The organism is Dietzia sp. SLG310A2-38A2 (assembly GCF_014145095.1).
Taxonomy (GTDB): domain Bacteria; phylum Actinomycetota; class Actinomycetes; order Mycobacteriales; family Mycobacteriaceae; genus Dietzia.
On the sequence record NZ_JAALDX010000499.1, the window covers coordinates 976 to 2,371 of the forward strand.

The window sequence follows — 1,396 nt, forward strand, 5'->3', positions numbered from 1 at the left end:
CCGCGCTCTGGCTACTGGCCGCGCTCCTCGTGCTCGCCACCGCGGCGGCCCTCGCCATCGGTGCGCCGACCTGGTGGTGGATCCTCGCCGCGGTGGCGGCGGTCGTCTCGCAGTCGGCGATCGTCACTTCGTGGAGTGACGCCAGGGCCGGAACCGCGGTGACCGTGCTGTTGGTCCTCGCGGCCGGCTACGGGTTCCTCGCGCAGGGGCCGACCAGTCTCCACGCGCAGTGGCGCGACCAGGCCACCAGCGCGGTCCGCGAGCAGCAAGTAGACCCTCCGATGCTCACGGAAGCGGACCTCGACACCCTGCCCGGCCCACTGGCCGCGTACGTCCGACGCACCGGAGCGGTCGGGATGCCCCGGGTGGTCAGTGTTCACGCCGAGCTCCGTGGCCGTATCCGCGGCGGCCTCGATTCCGAGTGGATGCCCTTCACCGGTGCGCAGCTCAATACCTATGGCCCCCGGCCGCAGCGGGTATTTCTCATCGACGCCACCCGGGCCGGACTGCCCGTCACCGTTCTGCACTCCTACGCCGACACCACCGCCACGATGCGCGGCAGGCTGGTGTCCCTCGTGACGATCCTCGACTCCGCCGGCCCCGATATGGACCGCGGGGAGACCGTCACCGTGTTCAACGACCTCGTTCTGCTGGCGCCCGGAGCCCTGGTCGACGCGCCGATCGAGTGGACGGAATTCGGCAGCGACCGGGTGCGCGGAGTCTTCACCACCGGCGACCAGAGCGTGACAGCCGACCTGCTCTTCGACGCTTCCGGGGACCTCGTCGACTTCCACTCCGAGGACCGCCTCCGAGCCTCCGACGACGGCTCCTCCTTCACCCGCCAGCCCTGGTCAACTCCGGTGATCGAGCACCGCGTCTTCCACGGCGTCCGACTGCCCTCGTGCGGTGAAGCCCGCTGGCTCGACCCTGACGCGGAGGCCTGGTTCACCTACATCGAACTCGAGTTCACCGATGTCGTCTACAACGTGCAGGAGGCGGACCTCGGGTAAGGGCACCGTTCGCTCACCCTTCGCCCGCTCCGCGTGCGGCTGGTCAGGGCCGTCCCGTCACCATGCGGGCGAGGAGATCGGCGAGCCGCTCGTCGATCTCCTCGCGCTGGTCGGCGGGGATGTCGAGGGTGTCCAGTAGCGCGCCCCGCAGCACAGGCCAGGCGTAGACGGCGGTGAAGACCAGGAGCAACTCGACGTCCCCGGCCGGCGGGGGAGAGGTCATGCGCCTCAGTGCGGCGGCCGGTCGTTCGGCCGGGTCGACCATCGGCGGGAACGCCGCCTCGCCGTCCAGGGCCAACCAGGCCAGGAGACGGCTGATCTCCGGGTGCGCGGTGGCGCCGAGCAGCATCCCGCGCACGGCCTCGCCCGCGTCGTCCAGGTGCTCG

The 1,396-nt window shown here is 70.9% G+C and carries 1 protein-coding gene and 1 pseudogene; one reads left to right on the top strand and one right to left on the bottom strand.

Annotated elements, in window-relative coordinates; all coding sequences use genetic code 11:
- The coding region (locus G6027_RS16205) for a DUF6544 family protein (RefSeq protein ID WP_182638056.1) at window positions 1–1,010 on the top strand (1,010 nt) is incomplete at its 5' end.
- A 43-nt stretch (window positions 1,011–1,053) separates the two neighbouring features.
- Here the strand turns inward: G6027_RS16205 and G6027_RS16210 are convergent.
- Window positions 1,054–1,396, bottom strand: a pseudogene (locus G6027_RS16210) (TetR/AcrR family transcriptional regulator); the annotation flags it as partial.